This is a genomic window from Nocardioides sp. NBC_00850, from assembly GCF_045207335.1.
Lineage (GTDB): Bacteria > Actinomycetota > Actinomycetes > Propionibacteriales > Nocardioidaceae > Nocardioides.
This window is the reverse complement of record NZ_CP108845.1, coordinates 518,098-538,615: the sequence shown is the minus strand read 5'-3', so window position 1 is coordinate 538,615 and position 20,518 is coordinate 518,098. Positions and strand designations below refer to the sequence as shown.

The 20,518-nt window shown below is 66.2% G+C and carries 18 protein-coding genes; 15 read left to right on the top strand and 3 right to left on the bottom strand.

The window, feature by feature from the left end:
- The first annotated feature begins 98 nt into the window (after positions 1 to 98).
- The 10 genes from OH802_RS02655 (at position 99) to OH802_RS02610 (ending at position 6,679) form a co-directional block, all read left to right on the top strand.
- Positions 99 to 629: a hypothetical protein gene (locus OH802_RS02655; RefSeq protein WP_406024850.1), complete on the top strand. Its 531-nt coding sequence runs from the start codon at positions 99 to 101 to the stop codon at positions 627 to 629.
- Between the two features lie 20 nt (positions 630 to 649).
- Positions 650 to 1,237, top strand: a complete 588-nt coding sequence (locus OH802_RS02650) for a protein TPRXL (RefSeq protein WP_406024848.1) — start codon at positions 650 to 652, stop codon at positions 1,235 to 1,237.
- Between the two features lie 39 nt (positions 1,238 to 1,276).
- On the top strand, positions 1,277 to 1,984 hold the full coding sequence (locus OH802_RS02645) for a hypothetical protein (RefSeq protein WP_406024846.1): 708 nt from the start codon (positions 1,277 to 1,279) through the stop codon (positions 1,982 to 1,984).
- 39 nt (positions 1,985 to 2,023) lie between these two features.
- Positions 2,024 to 2,449, top strand: a complete 426-nt coding sequence (locus OH802_RS02640) for a hypothetical protein (protein ID WP_406024844.1) — start codon at positions 2,024 to 2,026, stop codon at positions 2,447 to 2,449.
- 350 nt (positions 2,450 to 2,799) lie between these two features.
- Positions 2,800 to 3,057 carry a WXG100 family type VII secretion target gene (locus tag OH802_RS02635; protein WP_040754909.1) on the top strand — a complete coding sequence of 86 codons (258 nt, stop codon included), beginning with the start codon at positions 2,800 to 2,802 and terminating at the stop codon, positions 3,055 to 3,057.
- A 105-nt stretch (positions 3,058 to 3,162) separates the two neighbouring features.
- Positions 3,163 to 3,459, top strand: a complete 297-nt coding sequence (locus OH802_RS02630; RefSeq protein WP_378818570.1) for a flagellar protein FlgN — start codon at positions 3,163 to 3,165, stop codon at positions 3,457 to 3,459.
- Between the two features lie 206 nt (positions 3,460 to 3,665).
- Positions 3,666 to 4,634: a hypothetical protein gene (locus OH802_RS02625; RefSeq protein WP_406024841.1), complete on the top strand. Its 969-nt coding sequence runs from the start codon at positions 3,666 to 3,668 to the stop codon at positions 4,632 to 4,634.
- Between the two features lie 63 nt (positions 4,635 to 4,697).
- A complete protein-coding gene (locus OH802_RS02620) occupies positions 4,698 to 5,330 on the top strand; it encodes a hypothetical protein (protein WP_406024839.1) in 633 nt (210 codons plus the stop codon).
- Positions 5,323 to 6,048: a hypothetical protein gene (locus OH802_RS02615; protein WP_406024837.1), complete on the top strand. Its 726-nt coding sequence runs from the start codon at positions 5,323 to 5,325 to the stop codon at positions 6,046 to 6,048. Before OH802_RS02620 ends, OH802_RS02615 begins: the two co-directional genes overlap by 8 nt.
- Before the next feature lie 34 nt (positions 6,049 to 6,082).
- Entirely contained in the window at positions 6,083 to 6,679 is a 597-nt protein-coding gene (locus OH802_RS02610; protein ID WP_406029221.1) for a protein TPRXL, read from the top strand.
- 86 nt (positions 6,680 to 6,765) lie between these two features.
- Here the strand turns inward: OH802_RS02610 and OH802_RS02605 are convergent, their stop codons facing one another.
- Positions 6,766 to 7,215 carry a DUF3592 domain-containing protein gene (locus tag OH802_RS02605; RefSeq protein ID WP_406024835.1) on the bottom strand — a complete coding sequence of 150 codons (450 nt, stop codon included), beginning with the start codon at positions 7,213 to 7,215 and terminating at the stop codon, positions 6,766 to 6,768.
- Between the two features lie 16 nt (positions 7,216 to 7,231).
- On the bottom strand, positions 7,232 to 7,672 hold the full coding sequence (locus tag OH802_RS02600) for a DUF3592 domain-containing protein (RefSeq protein ID WP_406024833.1): 441 nt from the start codon (positions 7,670 to 7,672) through the stop codon (positions 7,232 to 7,234).
- Between the two features lie 173 nt (positions 7,673 to 7,845).
- Here OH802_RS02600 and OH802_RS02595 point away from each other — a divergent pair, with 173 nt between their 5' ends.
- The 5 genes from OH802_RS02595 (at position 7,846) to OH802_RS02575 (ending at position 16,261) form a co-directional block, all read left to right on the top strand.
- A complete protein-coding gene (locus OH802_RS02595; protein ID WP_406024831.1) occupies positions 7,846 to 9,066 on the top strand; it encodes a hypothetical protein in 1,221 nt (406 codons plus the stop codon).
- Positions 9,067 to 9,201: 135 nt separating this feature from the next.
- Positions 9,202 to 9,837 (top strand): transcriptional regulator, encoded by a 636-nt coding sequence (locus OH802_RS02590; protein WP_406024829.1) that lies wholly within the window; start codon positions 9,202 to 9,204, stop codon positions 9,835 to 9,837.
- Between the two features lie 98 nt (positions 9,838 to 9,935).
- Positions 9,936 to 11,660: a hypothetical protein gene (locus tag OH802_RS02585; protein ID WP_406024827.1), complete on the top strand. Its 1,725-nt coding sequence runs from the start codon at positions 9,936 to 9,938 to the stop codon at positions 11,658 to 11,660.
- 57 nt (positions 11,661 to 11,717) lie between these two features.
- Entirely contained in the window at positions 11,718 to 13,928 is a 2,211-nt protein-coding gene (locus tag OH802_RS02580; RefSeq protein WP_406024825.1) for a protein kinase domain-containing protein, read from the top strand.
- 269 nt (positions 13,929 to 14,197) lie between these two features.
- Positions 14,198 to 16,261 carry a protein kinase domain-containing protein gene (locus OH802_RS02575; RefSeq protein ID WP_406024823.1) on the top strand — a complete coding sequence of 688 codons (2,064 nt, stop codon included), beginning with the start codon at positions 14,198 to 14,200 and terminating at the stop codon, positions 16,259 to 16,261.
- Between the two features lie 73 nt (positions 16,262 to 16,334).
- Here the strand turns inward: OH802_RS02575 and eccCa are convergent, their stop codons facing one another.
- Positions 16,335 to 20,366, bottom strand: a complete 4,032-nt coding sequence (gene eccCa / locus OH802_RS02570; RefSeq protein WP_406024821.1) for a type VII secretion protein EccCa — start codon at positions 20,364 to 20,366, stop codon at positions 16,335 to 16,337.
- Positions 20,367 to 20,518: the final 152 nt, after the last annotated feature.

Here is a 20,518-nt window from a genome sequence, read left to right as displayed (position 1 = left end):
TAGAGCTGGTTGACGACCTGGATGTTCCGGGGTGGCTTCCTGTTCCTGAAGGGTTGACGCCCGCTGAGTGTGAACGGTGGGTCGACGAGACCTCGAGCATGCTCGATGAGCTGGTCGGTACGCCGCGTTGGGATGGTGAGGCGACGACGATCGAAGACATCCGCGGGCTGCTGCAGATGGCCCTCGACGAGCGTGAGACCTCTGAGGCGTACGCCCTGTTCCAGGTGTGGCCGGTCATGTCGGCGGCTGCGGTCATGTGCCACCTGCACGTGGTGGAGAGCGAGTCGGTCCCGGACATGTCTCAATGGGACGGCGTCGTGCACGCGGCCGAGGCCGATCACATCGGACCTGGCGCTCAGCTGTCTTCGCGCAAGGAGCTGAACTTCGAGGGTGGGTCGGTCATCATCGAGTCGGTGAACTTCGCGTTCAGCGATGGTGAGGCTCTCCTGCTGCTCGGCGTGGACGAGTGCATTCCGCAGCTGACGACCTCGGTCGTTCGCGGACTGGTGGCGCTCAAGGACATACTTCGGATGGTCCGTGAGGACGGGAAGGTGTTCCAGTCGGTTCCTCTGCCCGGAGTGCCGGTGGACGAGTCTTGGCCGATCGCGACGGATGGGGCGACGCTGTGAACCTACGTGAGCAACTTGGCGTGCGTAAGACCGTGGACTTCGAGATCGACCTTCCGCGGGGGTGGGCTCGTTTCGACATCGATGGTGGCCACGATGAGCTCCTCAATGGGATGAAGAAGCGGTTCATGGAGGCTCACCGCCCCGATCTGTTCGTCGAGGCGAAGGCCATGTTCGACAAGGCATTCGACGGGATGCGGAAGAACGACGTCTTCGCCTTCTTCGCGCCGGCAGGCGAGCAGCCGGACGACGTCGTCGTCCTGCCGGCCTCGATCAACGCCTCGATCCGCACGGGTGAGCCCGGTCAGTCATTGGACAAGATGGCCCACAACGCCATCCAGAAGTACGGCGCGAAGCCGTTGTTCGGCGACCCGCGCACGTTGCGGTTCGAGCGGGAGCGGACGATCGACCTCGATGGCGAGCCGATCATCAACCACTCCCTGATCTACTTCACGCCGATCCCCGGCACCCAACGGCGTAGGGCGCTGCAGCTGGTGGCAGCCTTCGCACGTACGCCGGATGTAGGACCCGACGCACCCGCGCTGATGGCGACCCGCGCGGTCCTTGACGCATGCGTCGCTACGCTTCGGTGGAACCGCGGTACCGCGTGACCCGGGGACTGACTCCTATCGATTGTGGAAGGCCTGAACTTGCTGTCCTTTGACAAGGGCCCGTCGGCACGTGAGTGGGCACGGTCGGCCAACGTCGCCACCCCGATCAAATGGGGTGACCTAGAGAAGCAGATCATCTCGGAGCGGCTCACCCCGAGCGGAGACGACGGTGGGCCGAACTGGACCCTCGGCGTACTCATGGTTGCGATGATGATGGCGCTCGGTGCGTTCCTACTGGCGCCGGCGCTCGCGGCCGGTCTGGTCGCCTGGGCAACCACGACGGAGGACGCTTCCACCCAAGATGATCTGACGCTGATCGCGACCTTCCTGTTCATCATCTCGATCGTCGTCTCGGCGACTTGGCTCAGCATGTGGTGGCAGACGCGTTCCCGGTCGATGATCGCGATCGTTTCCGGTCTTGTGGCGACGGTGTCGGTCGTGGTCACCTTCGTCGTCGGGAAGTCCTACGACGGCGATCTTCCCGGCGACTGGCTCGAGTGGTCGGCGTTGGTCGCCGGCGTACTCGGTCTCGCCCTGACGATCCTCCAGATCGTGTCGAAGTCGGAGCATCGTGCAGGAGTGCCGAAGAGCGATCGTGGGCAGCGGCGCTACAGCGCCGCGCGCGAGGAAGTTCTCGACGTGCTCAGCGAGCGCGGGATCGTCGAACTGACCGCGGACCAGCGTCACCGGATGCAGCGAATGCGCGTCGGAACGTGGCACAAGTTCGATGCTCAGGGTCGCGTCTAACTTCACGGCTTTCATCCATCTAGGTAGCAAAGGGTTCACGTGGGATCGGAACGAGCGAGAAGTGCTGACCTCGACGTCACCCCAGAGGCGGCCTTCCAGGCTGCGCTCGGGGTTGCGCAGCACGAAAAGAAGTACGAGATCCGGGCGGTGCACAATGAGGGCCAGGCCCTGATCATCAGGCAGAAGACCAAGGCCCTGTCGTGGCCGAAGGTCATCATGCTTCGAGTCCACCAGAACGGGTCGGGGTCTTCGGTCAACGTCCTGGTCCAGAACATCCCGGGCGGACCGACTGCCCTGCTCGACGGTGTCTTCAACGGAAAGATCGCCGAGAAGTACCTCAGCGGCATTCAGGGCACGTTGGACGGAACCGTCACCGCTCCGGCGACCGCGGTGACCTCCCACTACGTTCGTGACGACGGCTCCGAGCTCCCGTGGGATGACCCGGACGAACTCCCCGAGTTCTGAGGGCACTCAACTCCCTGACTCGGGACGCGGCACATTGGCCTGTCGCGCGATCGATGTGCGGTCGCGTAGGTAAGGTGAGCGGCTGGTTCTGGTCGCCCTTATCCCGTGTTCTTGTGTGCCTTACGGGATATCTCGGTCGGGTCGCGACGGTCTCATCGGTGACCCGGTGGATGCCGCTGGCGGGCGGTAACGAGAACTGTGCATGAATGTGACAACGAATCCGTTATTGCGCTTCACAAGTTTGTGAAGCGTGGCCTACGGTGACCAGCGGCTGCCCAGCGGGGCACCGTGTAATGAAATCGCGGGAAAGGCAATGATCGATGAGTGACTTCGGGGCAACATACGACGAGATGACCGGCACCGCCGACAAGCTCGACCAGGGCAAGGACACGATCGAGTCCGCGCTGGACGAGTGCCAGGGTTACGTTGATGAGCTCGTTCAGGACGGGTTCAAGACGGAGAAGGCGTCGGGCAAGTTCCAGGACGGCTACACGGAGATGACCACGGGTCTGAAGGACGCCATTGCTGGTGTCGAGGACATGGCTCAGGCTCTGCGTGACATGGCCACGGCGATCCAGGACCTGGACAGCCAGCTCGCCGGCGGCTGATCAATTGCGTGCTGGGCGGGGCGACACATCAACGGTCGCCCCGCCCGCAGCAGCATTTCGGCACTTTGACCGGGCAATTGGCGGAAGATCGAAGGGAAGCGGGCGATGGCGGACGTCAAGATCAAGGTCGAGACTCTTTCGAGGATCGCGACGCAGCTCGACTCGATCGTCAACGAGTTCGAGAATGCGACCAGCCAGTCCGAGGCGTTGGAGGCGGACATCGGCAACCCGTACGGCCGCGGCGACCTTCGTGACAAGGCACAGGACTTCGAGGAGCGCTGGGATGACAAGCGCGACGATCTCAAGGAGAGCCTGAAAGAGCTCCAGGAGCACGTCAAAGGCGTAGTCGACGGTTTCGAGAACTGGGACAGCGAGACTGCCCTTCAGTTCCAGACCAAGTAGGAGGTCCACCGGGCCGCGAACGCGGTGACCGTGTGCGACTGACGATGCAGGACACCTGACGGGCTCGACGAAGGAGCACATGAGCCATGGATTCATCCCCTAAGGGCAGAGAGATCAAGACTGTCGAGGGCAACCCCTCGGGCATCATCGAGCGCGGCGACGCCATCGAGCGTCTGGGTGAGATGATGAAGTCCTGTTACGAAGAGTTGAAGAAGATCTCCGAGCACGATCTCGCCAACGGCGAGATGGACGGCAAGGCCGTCGAGAAGCTTCAGGACAAGATCGGCGACTCCTACAAGACGCTCGAAGAGGCCAGCGCGCTCTATACGCCGGTAGGCCCGATCATTGCGAAGTACGGCGAAGAGCTTCAGCAGTGGCAGCCGCTGATCAGGTCGCAGGTCGACACCTGCGAGGACCTGTGGGCCAAGTTCGACAGCATGGAAGGTGCGCCGACTCACCTTCCAGGCGCCGGTCCGAAGGAAGGCAGCCCGGAGGCGCAGCAGGAGGAAGACGCCGAGGAGGCGAAGGACCAGGCCCGCAAGGACTGGGAGAACGCCGCCGAGACCTGGGACGGCTATTACGACTCCTGGGAGGATGCGTACGACGCTGCTGTCAGCGGCATCGGTAACGAGATGTCCGGCAAGATCGAGGATGGCTTCTGGGAGGTCCTCGACGACATCATCGCTGTCCTCGAGATCGTTGCGATGGTGCTCTTCGTGGCGGCCCTGTTCATTGCCGGTCCCCTTGCGGCCATCGCGATGGCGGTATCGGCGCTTGTTCTTCTTGCGAGGACCATCCAGTTCTGCGCCGGAAAGTGTTCGATCGTCGACCTTGGGCTAGCGGTTCTCGATGTCATACCGTTCGGCAAGTTCGGAAAGATGGCCGATGCGGTCGGTGCCCTGACAGACGCTGGCAAGTTCGCCAAGTTCTCGGCTGCGTACAAGGCCGCGGGCGGCGTTGGTGACGCCGTCAAGCTCAAGGCCTTCCCGGACATCATGACCAGCCTGCACGCCGGCCTTGACGTCGGTGACTTCACGCGGATCAGCGAGTACGGCAAGATCTGGGGCGCCGCCGGCGACATTCAGGGCGCACTGGCGAAGCAGGCCAACTCCTTCTACAGCACGGTGAACACGATCCAGGGCTTGCCCGACTCGGCTGTCGACATCTTCGCCTGATCGGCCGACCTTCCATGCATGATGTGTGCTGCTCGGAGCTTGTAATCAAAACGGAGGACGACCGTGGTCGGAACTTGGCGGGCTGAAGGAATCTACCCGCAACGCGAATGGACGCTGATCCCCAGTGACCTGGGGCAGGACGCCGACGCGTGGGTGTCGAGCGAGTGTGCCCGAGTCCGAGAGTGGTTCGGCGAGGACGCGAGCCAGCGGTCTGACGAGGACGTTCGCCGCATACTGACCGATTCCCTCGCTACCGTCGGCGAGCCGGGCAGGCTGGTCACGATGCTCCACTGGCCGCTGACGGTCCCGATTCCCAGCCGAGTCAGACTCGTTCTCGCCGAGGCCGGCGACCTCGACGTGAAGGCTTGGGAGAAGTCTGGTTTCGACGTCGACGAGTGCATCGGCGCGGCGGTCGGCCCCGGTATCAAGTGCATCGCATCGCGGGAGGAGAGCGTCGACGGACATGATCTTCATCTGTCCACCGCGGTCTACGCCTTCAGCGGCGAATCCGGTGGCGTGGGGTTGATCGTGGAATCAGGCGTCCCCTTGGCGTTCCAGCTCACGATCGCGCAGATGCCGATCATCCTGTCGAGCCTGTCACTTCTCGACCCGGATGGGCGTCCCTTCAAAGCTCGCCCGGTTCCGGGCCTCACACGAAACCAAGTTGACGAATGGGAGCAGGTTTCCAATGCCTAAGGCGGCAGCGATTGATCCGGGCAACTGGGCAACGGTGCACAGCAACTTCGATCGCTTCGACATCGACGAGCTGAATCGAGTCGTTCTGGATTACGCGCAGATCGAACTTGAATCAGCTGAGAAGAAGCGTCGCCGCTCAGGTGCGGCGAATCTCGCTGCCAAGTTGATGTACTGGGTCGCGCTCATCGGTCTGGCCGGACCGCTGTTCTCCGTGGCGATCTTTGCCAGTGGCGGAGGCGCGAGGAAGCTCTCCGAAGACTTCTCGCCGGGTTTCGAGGTTCCGTGCGTCTACATCGGATGCGCGCTCGGATTCCTTGCCTTGCTCTATCACTTCGTGCCGTGGGTTCGCTCGACTCATCGACAGTGGGACCGATCCCTGTTCGGGTTCTCGGTCTTCGTGTCGGTCTCGACCGTCCTGCTTCTGGTCCTGATCCTCATGAGCGACCCAGCTGCATATCCGCGGGTTCCCCTCGTGATGGCACCGCTGTTGCTGCTGGTGTTCGGGGTTGCGGTGATCGTCGCGGAGTTTCGGCTCTACTCTCGCGAGAAGCCGCCGGCGGTCGACGTCAACGCGTTGACCTCGGACGAAATGGACGTGCTCCTCGCCTCGAGGCGTCAAGCGCTGACCACGCTCCGCTCGCGTTCAATCGTGTCTTACGAAGAATTTGATGCACTGGACCGTAGTCCTCTGACTGCAAGTGCCGACGGAAAGGCTTGAGGTGTCTGGAAACGGCGCAAGCTCGTTGAGGGAGATGCTGGGTGCAACCAAGGACCCGGATTTCCACCTGAAGCTCCTCGATGGATGGGAGCGCCACGTTCCGGACGCTTCCGACCGGGATGCGATCGACGCCGAGATGAAGCAGCGTTGCATGGCTGCCAACCGGCCCGATCTGCACGCGCATCTTCGGATGCAGATGGATCAGGCGTTCTCGCTGATGAAGCAGCAGAACGTGATCGCCTATTTCGCGGCCACCGGGCAGCCGACCGGCGACGTCTACATTCCGGGCTCCATGTTCGCCACCATCCGTCGCGCGCCGAACGGCGAGAGCCTCGATGGTTATGTGACGCATGCGATCCAGACGTACGACGCCAAGCCGCTCTTCGGCGACAAGCGCTTCATCCGGTTCGAACGGGAGTCGACGAAGGAGCTCCAAGGCGGCTCCATCGTCATGACCTCGATCGTGTACGTGACCCCGATCCCTGGGTCGAATCACCGCCGTGGCCTGCAGTTGACGGCTTCGGTCGCGCGGCCCGTGGACATGTCGGCGACCGACCCGGTGTTCGTCGGCTGGAAGACGGCGTTCGACGTATGTGTCTCGACGCTTCGCTGGGCGCCGCCGGCGGCCTAGCCAAGAAGCGTTGATGACTCTTGGGGAGCTTGGGTGGCTGCGCCCGGGAGTGCCGTTGACGTCGGCGCGAACGACAAGCAGGTGTATTAGCGGATCAGGGCGGCGCTGATCATTGCTGCGCCGACCAGAGCTGCGAGGGCCATGCCTGCGCCGAAGATGGTGAGAGTGCCGTAGGCGATCGGGAAGAATGCCAGCGCGAAGCGGGCCGCGGGTAAGTCGTTGTCGTAGGGGGCCTTGGGGTCGTACATCACCTCGACGGTGTCACCCGTCTCGACACCTTGGGAGCCGTGTTCGCTGTGGCCGTAGTAGCTGCCGCCCGTCTCGGGCGCGGTGAAGGTGTAATTGACGTGGTACATCATGTCGCCGGCCGCTCCGCTGACATCCTGCTTCCACGCCTTGGTGACGTGGGCGTTGGTTCGAGACCAGCGGCGACTGCCTCGTGCTCGCTTCTTGGCGCCCCGGAAGTTCAGATAGCCCGAGGCACAGATCAGGGCGCCGATCAGTGCGACGGCGAGTGCTCCGAGGAGATCCTTCATGGCCCGTTCCTGATTGCTACGCCGAGATCAGGTCGAGCGACGCGAGGATCAGGAAGATCCCGATGCCGCCGAAGACGACAAAGGCGACACTGTAGTTGACGACGCGGCCGACGACCGAGCCGCCAGAGACAGTCTCGTTGGTCTTTGGATCGTTGGGGTCGTACATGATCTCGATGACGTCGCCGACCTTCGGGCGCGCCAGGTGTTCCACCTCGCCGATGTGCTGGATCCCGGCGGAGTCGCGGTACTCGTAGCGCGCATTGATCGACGTCTCCGTCGAGGACGTCCCGGTCGCGGAGGACTGATGCTTCTTCTTCCAGACGTGGCGGATCGTCGCCGCCGTGCGGGTCCAGGTGGCCAGGCGTCGCTGGCGGCGTACCAGATGAATCGTCAGCCATGCCGGGAGGATCAGCATCGCGATGCCGATGAGAAGAGCGGCGACGGCACCAAGGCTCATGATCACTCCATTCCCGAGATTGAACGCCCTCACCCTAACCGCGACGGCTGGGAGTCCGAGCCGGGGCGGTGGGGTGCCGCGGGGGCTGTGCGCGTACGGTATCTCCGCTCGGAACCTCGGGGGCTTCCGCTGTTGCGCCTCCCGACTCTTCTACTGACGACGGGATGTGTGCGTTGACTCGACGCGTGGCGGCGATGGCGGTCGCTTCGGCGGCTCTGCTCTCCGGGTGTGGCCAGGTCGGTCCGCCTCCGAAGGACTTCGCGACCGAGGACGCGGTTCTGGCGATGCGGGTCCATGAGGGCGGCGAGGACTCCAGCTACCTCGTGCTGGTCTCCGCGAAGGGGGAGACGCGTGCGATCGAGCTCGGCCGGGTCGAGGGCGCCGCGATCTCATGGACGGAGGATGGGATCACCACGTCCGACCGGAGCCATGACTACGTGATCGATGAGAACGGACTGACCGCGAACGAGCGTACGAGCGGCGGGGGCGAGATCGAGACGCAACATGAGTGGTATCGAGTGCCGGTCGGGGCGGGGACCTTGGTCGGGTTCAGCCCTGAGGACGGGTCCAAGGAACCGTTCGTGACCTACATCGACGGGGAGAGCGGCAAGGCGACGACGCGGGTGTCTCCGTACGGCCAGACATCGACCGCGGCAGTGTGTGGTGAGCGCGTGTTCGCATCTGGAAGGGGCACCGACACCAAGGCCTTCGAGGACGACAGCGCGTCCATCCCGGAGAACCAGCTGAACCGCGCCGCGTTGACGTCGGCCTATCCACACGACGGCACGGACATCCTGAGCACCTTGGAGCCCTCGGCCTTCCCGGGCACCACCTCGCCATGCGTCGACGGCATCGTCTACGAAGGGTGGGAGAACGACGCCGAACAGCACTTCGTGCGGGTCTGGAACACCACCAAGGGAATGCACGCGGCGCAGGTCGCCGTCGACCACGAGATCGTCTATCCGGAGGACCACTCATCGCTCATCGGGGGACCGGATCGGGTGACGGTCTCGGACGGACAGCTCTTCTGGGTCGTCGACAACACGATGTGGAGCGCGCCGGTGCCGACCACCGAGGCCGCGCCGATTCGCGCTCGCGAGGTCGTCTACCTGCCGGGTTCTGTCGGGCTAGACGCCGAGGTGCTGACGTACGCGTCGAATGCCGCCTACACGGTCACCAACGAGAGTGACCTGCACAAGCGCTTCACCAGGCGCCGGAGCGATCGAGTGTGGACCGAGCTCACCGAGCTGAGCCTGGTGCGCACCGACCTGGCCACGGGGAAGGCGTCGCTGGCTCTCGAAGTCGACGTCGAAGACGTCGACTTCCCGACCAAGGACACCAGGGTCACGGCGCTGGCGATCAACCCGGAGTGGCTGGCCGAGAACAGCGAATAGGCGAATGCCAGGCGATGTCGCGCAGATCACCGCGCGACACGCCGAAGTAAAGAGCGACCACCAAGGGCTCGGGTTGCCAGGGTGACGCCGTACCTCTCGATCTCGGGAACATTCATTGTTGAAAGGCACTTCGTCATGCGCACTCGCACCACCGTTCGGACCTGTCGACTGGCCGCCGCCGGCCTCAGCGTTGGCCTCGCGCTCGCGTTGACCGGGTGCGGCTCCGAGGCGACCGACTCGGACGCAGACGCTGCGGTCGAGGTCGAGTCCAGTGCGCCGGCCTCCGAGTCCGCGTCCGCGGCTCCTGCCGGCGCCGAGGCCGAGGTGAAGATCGGGAAGACGCTCAAGGACCCCGACATGGGTGACACGATCGAGGTCATCTCCGCGGTCCGCGACTTCCAGTCGACGGAGGAGGCCGAGCTCATCGCCGAAGGCGGCGAGATCGTGCTGCTCCAGATCAAGGTCAAGCCCGGCAAGGAGTACGGCGGCCTCATCCAGGACGGGAACTTCGAGATCTCCTGGGACAACGGGGCGGACTTCTGGTCGCCCGACACCGACGAGGTGGCCACGGAGCTGACCGCCGCGAAGCGTACGCCGTTCGAGGACGTGTCGCGGCGCGATGGCGGTGAGCACACCGGTTGGATCGCCTTCGAGGTGGACGAGAAGGCTGACACGTACCTCGTCGAGTACGTCCGCGACGGCGCGAAGGTGATCGGCTCGGACAAGACGATCGCCGAGTTCAAGGAGCAGGTGGAGATCCCCGCCGGCTGAGGTCTCGACAACCTGGTCGACGGAGACCGGCTACGTCGGTGGCCGGTCTCCGCCGAGGCTCGTTAGGATCTGGGCGTCCGTTGTCTCGGAGAGGGGACTTGAAGGTGCATCCTGGGGCACGTCGTCGCGCGGGACTCGTTTCCGTTGCCAGTCTGGCGCTGGTCGCCACCGCCTGCTCGGGTGATCTTCCGGCCTCGGTCGAGGAGGGTTCTGAGGTCGCCGTCGCGTGGGCGGAGTCCTTGACGAGCACCAACCCGGCGAGCGCGGCGAGCGTGACCGACGGGAACCTCGACATCGCCTCGCTGACCCGCGGAGCCTTCGGCACCCTGGTCAACGACACGGTCGAGATGGACGAGACCTTCGGCAAGGTCACCATGGAGGGCGACAAGCAGGCCCGGGTGCGCTACGACCTGGCCGAGCCGACGTGGTCCGACGGGGTGCCGATCGACACCGCCGACCTCATGCTCGCCTGGGCGGCGACCTCGGGCTACTTCGCGAGCTCCAAGGAAGGCAGCGATGGCAAGGTCGACTTCGGTGGGGTGCCGACAGGTCTGACCAAGAGCGCCTACATCCCCGAGGTCGACGAGGGCGCCCGCGCCATCGAGGTGCCGCTCGTGGTGCCGGTGGTCGACTGGCGTACGGCCCTGGACGTCGCCGTCCCGGCGCACGTCGTCGGGCAGAAGGCCCTGAAGATCGAGGACCCGATCGAGGCCAAGGAGGTCGTCGAGACCGCGATCGAGGAGTCCGACACCGCGAAGCTCACCAAGATCGCGGAGGCGTGGACCTCGTCCTTCGCGGTCGCCGAGAACGGCAAGGCGTCCGAGGAGGCGCTGCTCTCCAGCGGCCCCTACCGGATCTCGAAGATCTCGGCCGGCGAGGGCGGCCAGGAGGTCGATCTGGAGGCCAACCCGGAATACGCGGGCGAGGCCAAGCCGACCTACGAGCAGGTACGCCTCACCCCGGCCGGCTCCGACGCCCTGGACAGCCTGGGGGAGAAGGTCGACGTCGTCCAGGTCACCCCGACCAAGGCCAACCGGAAGCAGGTGCGTGACCTCGAGCGCCGCGACTACGGCGTCGCGAACGCCAACGACGGCACCATGTGGGCGCTGATCCTCCGCTCCGACCGTGGCCTGTTCAAGCGCAAGGACACCCGTACGTCCTATCTGCGGGCCGTACCCCGAGGCGACATGGCCGAGGGCGGCGCCGGCGAGTGGGCGGAGGCGTACGAAGCCACCGATGTCGTGCTCTTCCCGCCGGGTGGCGAGGGCTACCAGATCGCGACCGAGGACTCCGGGTTCTCCACGAAGTTCAAGGCCTCGGAGGACGCGACGGCCCCGCGCGCCGCCAAGGTGTGCATCTCCTACGACAAGTCGAGCGCCTTCGCCGCAGGCGCCTACGACACCATCTCGAACGTCGTGGACGACGAGGGCTGGGGCACCACCGACTGTGGTGTGTCCTCGGCCGACAAGGTGTTCTCCGGCAACAAGTGGGACGCCGCGCTCGTCCGGATCCCGGTCCCGCAGACGCCGGAGGAGATCTCGGCGCAGTGGGGTAGCAAGGGCAGCCAGAACGCGACCGGCGGCGGCGACCGTGAGCGCGACCGCCTCATCAGCGAGCTGGCCCGCACCGCCGATCCCTACGAGGCTCGCGACGTACGCGTCCAGATCGAGAAGACGCTGGTCCGGGATTCGATCGTCATGCCGATCGTGATGAACCCGACGGTGACGGTGATCGACAAGAAGGTCGACAGCGTACGTCCCCGCTCCGGACAGGTCGCGCCGCTCGTCTCGACCATCGTCGAGTGGTCGCCGACCAAGAAGTAGGCGACTTTTAGCGCATTGGAGTGGTTGGGTTCCATGCCCCTTGAATAGGGTGCGGGCATGACGACGCTTCATCCCGGGGCAGTGTTCGGCCACTACCGCCTGGATCGCATTCTTGGTGAGGGTGGAATGGGCGTGGTCTATGACGCCTTCGACACCAAGCTCGAACGGCAGGTCGCCCTGAAAATGGTGCATGCCCACCTCGCCGACCGACAGTTCATCGACATGTTCATCCGCGAGGGGCAGACCCTGGCGCAGATCAGGTCGCCCCACATCATCGCTATCTACGACATCGGTGAGCAGCAGGGCAGCCCGTTCATCGTCACCCAGTTCATCAAGGGCGGTGATGTGACCGGACTCGTACGTAGCAACGGACCGTTGGCGCCGCACCTGGCCTGCCTGGTGAACGCCCAGGTGGCGGGGGCGCTTCACGACGCCCACCAGGCGGGGATCATCCACCAGGACGTCAAGCCGTCGAACGTGCTCGTACGCAACCCGGCGAGCCCCCTCGACCCGTTCGCGTACCTGTGCGACTTCGGGATCGCGACCTCGTCCACTGACTCGCCTGCCGGCGGGATCACCGGCACCTGGAACTACCTGGCGCCCGAATACATCCGCGACGAGCGTGACGCGCAGGGCCGCCCGATCTCGCCGGAGCCGTCACGAGACATCTACGCGGCCGGCTGCATGCTGTGGTTCACGCTGACCGGCAAGATCCCCTACTCGGGTGCGGCCGTGCAGGTGGCGATGGCCCACCAGAGTGCGCCGATCCCGCAGTTCGTCGGCTCCGACGACTGGACCAAGGCGGCCAACCGGATCCTGCAGCTCTCGATGGCGAAGGACCGCCGGAGCCGTTACCAGAGCGCGGCAGTCTTCAAGGACGACCTGCTGAAGCTGCGCGAGATCACCGCGCCCGCTCAGCTCGTGCCCGCGCCGTCGATGACCGACCCCAACCCGGCACCCATCTTGGTCGCGGCCGTCCGGGCACCCTCCGAGAGCGAAGCCATCCTGATCGAGGAGGCGCAGCGGCCGTCCAAGATCACTCCGCTCCGGGTCGGTGCCGCGATGGTCGGTGTCGCCGCCCTCGGGGTCGGTGGGGCCTTGGCGATCACGCAGCCCTGGGTCGAGCACGGGCCCGAGCCCATCGTGCCGACCGTCAAGGGCGCTGCGTACGCGGATGTGAACGGCGACAAGTTCGGCGACGTGATCACCAACGTCCAGAACCCCGATGGCGAGGGGGTGGATGTCGTCACCTGGAAGTCGGACGGCCGCACGTTGACCCCGTCGAAGCCCGTCACGTACGACGACCCTGCGCTTCCGGCCGACAACGACGGGGGCGAGGTGTTTCCGCTCTGCGGCGACTTCACGGGCGACGGGAAGAACACGCTCGTCACCTTCGTGCGAAGCGAGAAGGGCTTCGAGTTCCACGGTGATCTGGAGGGATCCATCAAAGCTCCCGCGGGGGTCGTCGAGCAGGGCAAGAAGATGACGGGGTCGAACTTCTACTACGACCTCGGCACCGACGACTTCGACGGTGACGGTGTCGCCGACCTGTTCATGAGCGCGCACTTCGGCAACCCGAACCCCGATCTCGACACGCAGGGGAGAAGGGCCGGGGACGGCACGATCTGGGTCTACCGAGGCACGGGGTCAGGGTTCGAGGAACCGACACTCTTCGCGTCCTATCCGGCCGTGCCCGTGGAGCAGGTCGCGGTGGGCGAGTTCACCGGCGACGAGAAGGCCGATCTGGTGGTCCTGAATCGGGTCGAAGGCAGTCCGGAGGACATGACCCTCACGTCTGGCACGTCGGACCTGGACCTCTACCAGGGAGAGGGGATGTCTGTCGCTGCTGCGAAGCCGTTCTCGTTCAAGCATCAATCGATCAGCTCGTTCGTCGCCGGTGACGTCAACGGCGACGGTCGCGATGAGATCGTCGCCGCGGAATCCGGTCGTGGTGAGGGCCAGTCGATCACCGTCGGCACGTTCAGCGAGGACCTGACCCAGTTCTCGATCGCCAACCGCGGGAAGCTTCCCAAGCCCCGCAACACCCTCAAGACCACCAGCAGGTATCCCGTGACCGTTGCCGACGTCAACGGCGATGGACGGACCGACATCGTCGCGGCTACGCAGGACACCAGCGAAAGCCCCTATGCCTTCTACGTGGCGCTGGCCTCGAAGACCGGCACGTTCCCCGGTCACATGATGGCGACGTGGAAGAAGTCGCCCGACGATGTACGCCGCTACAACCTGATGGGAGGAACCCTCGGATGAGCGATTCCACCGGAACCCCTGACAACACCCCTCGCGGGCCGCAGCCGTCGTTCGAGCGTCCTCCGGTCGACGACCCCGACAAGACCACGATCAGGCCACGGGTCGCTCGGCCCAGCGGACCTTCCGGTACGCCGCAGCCACCGCCGCCTCCTGCTCCGGCACCACCACCGCCTCCTACGACCCTGCCGCCGACCCAGGCCCCGCCGCCCCCACCTCCCCCTGTGCAGGCACCTTTGCCGGCGACCGTGTTAGGAGCGGATGCGCCCGGCATGATCGGGCCCTACCGGCTCGAGCAGCAGGTGGCGTCCAACGAGATGGCGGTCGTCTACCGGGCCACCGACACCCGCCTCAACCGAGCGGTCGCCATCAAGGTGCTCCTCGGGCGCAGTGCCCGGGACCCCGAGTTCGTGTCTCGGTTCGACAAGCAGGCCACGCTGATGGCCAAGCTGGACTCGCCCCACATCATGGGCGTCTACACCAACGGCCGGACCAACGACGGCGCCCCCTACCTGGTCTCCCAGTTCGCCGACGGCGGCGACCTCGGCTCACTGCTGAAAGCCCGCGGCCGTCTACCCGGCCCGCTGGCCGCCGACATCTGTGCCCAGATCGCCGATGGTCTGGCAGCGATCCACTCGCCCGAGGTCGGCGTCGTGCACGGCGACGTGAAGCCGTCGAACATCCTGCTGCGCGACGGCAACACCCCGCCGTACGCCTACCTTGCCGACTTCGCGGCGGCTCGTGCTGATGACTCCGCGACCGCCAGGCCCGGGATCCATTCCGGTGCCTGGAACTATCTGGCGCCCGAGCGCGCGATGGGCGCGCCGGCCACTCCGGCGAGCGACCTCTACTCGCTGGGATGCCTGTTCTACGAGCTCGTCACCGGGACCGTTCCCTTCACCGGGGCGAACGACGTCGAGACCGCGATGGCCCACGGATCACAGCCGATCCCGACGTTGCCGGGCCGCGATGACTTCACCCTGCAGGCCAATGACCTGCTCTCCGGTGAACGTGGTCTGCTCACCAAGGATCCGGCCCAGCGTACGAACGAGGCGGTCCGGGTTCGGGACCGCTTCGCCGCGATGGCCGGGCGACAGATGGGCTTCGCGTCCGGAGCCACCGTCACGCTCAAACGTGCCAAGGCCAAATGGTGGATCGCCGGTGCGGCGGCGCTGGCGGTCGTCGTCGCGGGCGGCACCGCGGTTGGAGTCACCCTCGCGACCACGGAGAACACTCCCGCGAAGCCCAAACCGGCCGTGAGCGGAGACATCGACGGGGACCGGCTGGGCGATCTGGTGCTCGGTGCGCCGTTCGGTGACGTCAACTACAACTGGGACGGCAACGCCGCGACCCTCTTCGCATCCACCGGCAAGGGGTTCGAGGCCGGCACCACCAAGGGCCTCAAGTTCGGCAACCTGCTCGGGGACCTGGACGCCGACGGGCGGGTCGACGTGGTGCAGGTCTCCGGCATCGGATCCTCGTTCAACGTCGACTCCAACGCCAAGAACCAACCCGACGGTGCCATCCAGGTGCCAGCATCGGGCAAGCGCCTGGCCATGTTCTGCGCCGACTTCAACGGCGACGGGCGCGACGACATCGGCATGATCTCGGTCGGCAACGGGACCAAGCTGCCCGAGGAGGACGCCGACCTGGCGAAGCTCAAGGACCTCGAGTTCCAGGTGACGGTCATGCCGAGCAAGGCCGACAACACCTGGGGCAAGAGCACCGACTGGTACACCGGTCCCTGGCAGGGCGCCACCTTCGACGTCAACTTCGACGTCGGTGACTTCGACGGCGACAAGCGAGCCGACGTCATCATGGGTGCCAGGGAGGCCTCACCGGCCGCGGTGGTCCTGCTGATGAGCCAGGGCTCGAAGCTCACCAAGACCGACCTCGAGGTGCCCGGGCCCGACGGTGATCGGGTCGCCGGGTCGTCCAACTTCGCCGACGTCACTGGTGACGGGAAGGACGAGCTGATCACCCAGGAGATCGTGGACCAGAAGTGGGCCATCCGCGTCTACTCCTACGACCCCGAGGGCAAGAAGTTCGTCGCCGAGCCGTCGTGGGACATCGACGACCCGGTCAAGAACGACGACGCCGTCAGTGGGTCTCAGATCCCCGCGGTCGCCGACGTCAACGGTGACGGTAGGGACGACCTGGTCAACCCGTTGCGCGCCGGCGACGGGGACTACGAGTACCTCAACAAGGCGTCGGTCCTGATCTCCGGCAAGGACGGGTTCACTGCCGAGACGTGGGAGATGCCTGCCGCCGACGAGTACGAGACCCACCCACCGTTGCGCAAGGCGTCCAACAACAACGGCACCGGGACGCTCTGACCGCAGACGAATGACGAAACGGCCCGCGACCTGGATCAGGTCGCGGGCCGTTCGTCATTCGAGAGCTCGAGGACTACACCGTCGACTCGCTCCAGGCCAGCTGGATGACCTCGATGCCGCGGTCGCGGGTGACGAGGCGCCCACGACCCGGCAGGGTCGGGACCGGCTTCAGGTTGCCGATGAGCGGGCCCTCGTCCGGGTTGCCGGAGAGCAGCAGGCCCGGCATCGCCAGGTCGCGCATCGACTGGATGACCGACTCGTAGAGGGAACGCGAGGCACCACCCGAGCGGCGGGCGAGGATGACGTGCAGACCGACGTCGCCGGCCTGAGCCATCAGCGGCTGCAACGGAGCCAGGGGCGAGCCCTGCTGCGTCGAGACGAGGTCGTAGTCGTCGACGAGCACGAACAGCTCCGCGCCGGACCACCAGGACCGGCTGCGAAGCTCCTCGGGCGTGACGTCGGGGCCCGGGATCCGCTTGGTCAGGTACGCCGCCAGGTCGTTCAGCGTCGGGTTGGCCTGCGTCGCCGAGGTGAGGTAGCCGACCAGGTAGTCCTCGGGGATCTCGCCGAGCAGCGACCGCCGGTAGTCGACCACCGCGATCTGCGCCTCCTTGGGCGTGTGCGTTCGCATGATCTCGCGGGCGATGCTGCGCAGCATCGAGGACTTGCCGGACTGGCCGTCGCCGAAGACGAGCAGGTGAGGCTCGGTGTCGGGGTTGAGGCCGACCGGGGCCAGCTCCTTCTCGTTGATGCCCAGAAGCAGTCGCTTGCCGGGCTTCTCCGCGGTGACCCCGGCCTGCTCGCGGATCCGCTCGATCGTGATCCGCTCCGGCAGCAGCCGCAGCTTCGGTCCGGCGGGACCCTGCCAGGCCGCGGAGACCCGGGAGATCAGGTCGTCGACGCCGTCGCCCAACGTCGCCGCCGAGCCGTCGCCGTCCATGCGGGGCAGGGCGCTGAGGAAGTGGAGCTTCTCCTTCACGATGCCTCGACCCGGGCGCCCGGTCGGGACCAGGGCGGCGAGCTTGCGGTCGAGCTCGGAGTCCATCGGGTCGCCCAGACGGAGCTCGAGCTTGGTGCCGAAGACGTCGCGCATCGAGGAGCGGAACTCGGCCCAACGACCGGCTGCGGCAACGATGTGGACGCCGAAGGTCAGGCCGCGCGGAGCGATCTCCTGGATGGCGTACTCGAGGTCGTCGAAGTCGGCGCGCAGCGTGCCCCACCCGTCGATGACGAGGAAGACGTCGCCCCAGCCGTCGTCGGCCTGTCCGCGAGCGCGGCGGGTGCGGTAGGTCTCGATCGAGTCGATGCCCTGCGCCCGGAAGTAGGCCTCGCGGCGGTCGATGATGCCGGAGATCTCGGCCAGGACGCGGCGTACGACGTCGGGCTCGGAACGGGTGCCGACACCGGAGACGTGCGGGAGCTTGGCCAGCGGCGCGAACGTGCCGCCACCGAAGTCGAGGACGAAGAACTGCACCTCCTGCGGCGTCATGGTCAGCGACATGGACGTGACGATGGTGCGGAGCGTGGTCGACTTGCCGGTGCGGGGCGCACCGATGACCGCGACGTGACCGGCGGCCCCGCGCAGGTCGACCGTGAGCGTGTCGCGAAGCTGCTCACGCGGCTTGTCGACGATGCCGAGCGGCACCACCAGCCCACCGAGCCGCTTCCAGGCCGGCGAGTGCAGGCCGAGCTCGGGCGAGGTGGTCAGATCGGGCATCAGCGTGTCGAGCGTGTCGGGGATGTCGAGCGGCGGCAGCCAGACCTGGTGGGCCGGCGCGCCGTGGCCGGTCATCCGGTCGACGGCGATGTCGAGCATCGACTTCTCGACGCCGTCCGCGCCTACCACCGGGGTGGCCGGACGCTCTTCCTCCTCGACCGGCATCGCCAGCTGCTTCACCTCGGCGATCGAGAACGGGTAGATGCCCTGCAGCTTGCCGCCCTCGTCGCGGCGGACCCGTGACCCCGCGGCCGGCGGCCCGGAGACGTACGCAGCCCGGAACCGTTGCATGTTGGTCGGGTCGGGCTTGAGGTAACCGAGGCCGGGGATCGCCGGGAGCTCGTAGGCGTCCGGCACACCGAGCACGGTCCGCGACTCCTGCGCGGAGAACGTGCGCAGGCCGACGCGGTAGGAGAGGTGCGAGTCGAGCCCGCGCAGACGGCCCTCCTCGAGGCGCTGCGAGGCGAGCAGCAGGTGGATGCCGAGGGATCGGCCCAGACGACCGATCGCGACGAACAGGTCGATGAACTCGGGCTTGGCCGAGAGCATCTCGGAGAACTCGTCGACCACGATGAAGAGCGACGGCAGCGGATCCATCGAGGGGTCCTGCGTACGCGCCTTCTCGTAGTCCTTCAGAGAGGAGAAGTTGCCGGCTTCGCGCAGAAGCTCCTGGCGGCGGGTCATCTCACCGGAGAGCGCGTCCTGCATACGGTCGACCAGGGTGAGCTCGCCCTCGAGGTTGGTGATCACCGCGGAGACGTGCGGCATGCCCGCCATCCCGGCGAAGGTCGCACCACCCTTGAAGTCGACCAGCACCAGGTTGAGGACCTCCGGCGGGTGGGTGAGCACCAGACCGAGGACGAGGGTGCGGAGGAACTCCGACTTACCGGAACCGGTCGCGCCGATGACGAGGCCGTGCGGCCCCATACCCTGCTGGGCCGACTCCTTGATGTCCATGTAGATCTGCTGGCCGGCCTCACCGACGCCGACCGGCACGCGCAGCCGGTCTCGGTTGGCGCGAGGACGCCAGGCGACGTCCGGGTCGAAGGAGCGTACGTCGCCCAGACCGAGCAGCGCCATGTAGTCCTTCGGGGCCGCGATCTCGGTGTCCTGAGGCGTCTCGGCGGCCGCGTCGGAACCCTCCGGGGCCACCGTGTAGAGCGCAGTGAGGCGGCGGGCGTAGGCCTCGGCGTCGGCCATGCTCATCTGGTCCACGCGCAGACGGACCGGGTCCATGCGTACGCGCACCTGGTAGCCGGAGACCGTGTTGTTCTCGTCGGGCTCCTCGTCGTCGATGAGGAACCGCACTCGGCTGGAGTCGAACAGCTCGTCCCAGTGGGTCGGCAGGTCGATGACCGTGACGCCCTGGATGCCGTCGTCGGGGAGCACGTGGTTGCCCGGCGGGACTGAGCCGCCGTCGACGATGACCACGACCTGCGGCGAGGGGATCCGGTCGTCGGTGCCCCAGCGGGCACGCTCGCCGACCTCGGTCGGGAGAAGGGCGCCGAGGTCGTTGATGTTGGTGACCACCATGCGACGCGGCCCGACCGCGTCGACCTCGCGGCCGCTCTGCGCGTGCGGGAGCCACTTGACCCAGTCCCACTCGGCCAGGTTGCGCTCGGAGGTGAGCACGGCGACGATCAGCTGCTCCGGCGAGTGGAAGGCGGTCATCCCGCAGATCAGCGCGCGGGCGAGCGCACGGGCCTGGTCCTCGTTGCCGCAGATCTCCATCTTGTCGAAACCGCGCAGGTTGGTCGCCGCCGGCAGGTCGGGCTGGACCCGGTGGACGGTCAGCAGCCGGTGCAGCGCGCTCGCCGAGGCCGGGTCGACCTGGTCGATCGGGGTCTGCTGAGGCGGCACCAGGGTCAGGGCCAAAGGCTGGTGAGCGACGCCGTAGCGGACGTCGAGATAGCGCTTGTGGGTGTTCGAGCGCTCCCACAGCCGGCTGCGTTCCTCGGCGATCGCGGGCAGCGAGGACGGCGCCGGATAGTGCCAGGTCAGCGCCTTGCGCTGCTGCTCACCGGCCCTGCGCGCCGACTGCCGGATGCCGGCCAGATAGCGCAGGTAGTCGGTGCGCTGCCCACCGACCTGCTTCTGCTTCTGCTTACGCTGCCGGTCGATCTGCACGAAGATGAAGCCGAGCGTCGCGAAGAGGAACATACCGGCGGCGATGTAGCGCTGGATCGGCGGGGAGCCGCCCGCGCCCGACTGCATGGTCGCGATGAGCACGATCGACCCGAGGCCACCGAGCATGGGGATGGCGTTCATCAGGATGCCCCCGACGCCCTCGCCCTCTTCGATAGCCGGCGGAGCATTCAGAGCCAGCTCCCCCTCGGGGACCTCCGGCTCCTCGGTGCGGGTACCGCCGGCTGTCGCAGCGATGGTCACGTGTCCCCCTGAGACTGGTTCAGTGCCCCGCGGGCCCGGATGCCGCAGGTGGTCAGGATCTTAGAGTGCCCGCTACCCGGCTACTACCCTTAACCGTGCCGGTCGGGTAAAACGGGCGGTGGAGCTTCCGATGTGGAACTCTGTCACAGGGT

Excerpts from the sequence above, each read along its gene's own strand:
- OH802_RS02575 (WP_406024823.1), top strand. The coding sequence starts at position 14,198 with ATGATCGGGCCCTACCGGCTCGAGCAGCAGGTGGCGTCCAACGAGATG.
- OH802_RS02605 (WP_406024835.1), bottom strand. The coding sequence starts at position 7,215 with ATGAAGGATCTCCTCGGAGCACTCGCCGTCGCACTGATCGGCGCCCTG.
- OH802_RS02630 (WP_378818570.1), top strand. The coding sequence starts at position 3,163 with ATGGCGGACGTCAAGATCAAGGTCGAGACTCTTTCGAGGATCGCGACG.
- OH802_RS02600 (WP_406024833.1), bottom strand. The coding sequence starts at position 7,672 with ATGAGCCTTGGTGCCGTCGCCGCTCTTCTCATCGGCATCGCGATGCTG.
- OH802_RS02590 (WP_406024829.1), top strand. The coding sequence starts at position 9,202 with ATGCGCACTCGCACCACCGTTCGGACCTGTCGACTGGCCGCCGCCGGC.
- OH802_RS02615 (WP_406024837.1), top strand. The coding sequence starts at position 5,323 with ATGCCTAAGGCGGCAGCGATTGATCCGGGCAACTGGGCAACGGTGCAC.
- OH802_RS02580 (WP_406024825.1), top strand. The coding sequence starts at position 11,718 with ATGACGACGCTTCATCCCGGGGCAGTGTTCGGCCACTACCGCCTGGAT.
- OH802_RS02635 (WP_040754909.1), top strand. The coding sequence starts at position 2,800 with ATGACCGGCACCGCCGACAAGCTCGACCAGGGCAAGGACACGATCGAG.
- OH802_RS02610 (WP_406029221.1), top strand. The coding sequence starts at position 6,083 with ATGCTGGGTGCAACCAAGGACCCGGATTTCCACCTGAAGCTCCTCGAT.
- OH802_RS02655 (WP_406024850.1), top strand. The coding sequence starts at position 99 with ATGCTCGATGAGCTGGTCGGTACGCCGCGTTGGGATGGTGAGGCGACG.